This is a genomic window from Pseudoxanthomonas sp. PXM04, assembly GCF_014851695.1.
GTDB lineage: Bacteria > Pseudomonadota > Gammaproteobacteria > Xanthomonadales > Xanthomonadaceae > Pseudoxanthomonas_A > Pseudoxanthomonas_A beigongshangi.
In genome coordinates this window covers 1-291 of sequence record NZ_JACVAG010000019.1, presented here as the reverse complement: position 1 = coordinate 291, position 291 = coordinate 1, and the positions used below count along the sequence as shown (strand labels likewise).

Here is a 291-nt window from a genome sequence, read left to right as displayed (position 1 = left end):
CCACCTTCAGGTCCACGTCCATGGTCCCCTCCGTGGCCCCGGGCTTGACCAGCGGCACCACCTGCCGGCGCGCGGTGCGGTTGAGCGCGGCCAGCTGGTCCTGGGCGCGGCGGAAGTCCGGCACCTGGCCGGTGGCCAGCGCCGGCACCGCCGCGCGCAGCCGCGCCGGGTCGTGGTGCCGGGCCCCGACCACGTTCACCGTCCCCACCCGGGTCTGGGTCACCTGCAGCACCACCACCCCGCCGCTGACCTGCTGCTCGGGCAGGTCCACGTACACGGACTGGTAGCCGC

Annotated in this window: 1 pseudogene; it reads right to left on the bottom strand. The window is 75.9% G+C overall.

The window, feature by feature from the left end:
- Positions 1 to 291 (bottom strand): annotated as a pseudogene (locus IB228_RS19680) (ShlB/FhaC/HecB family hemolysin secretion/activation protein); the annotation flags it as partial.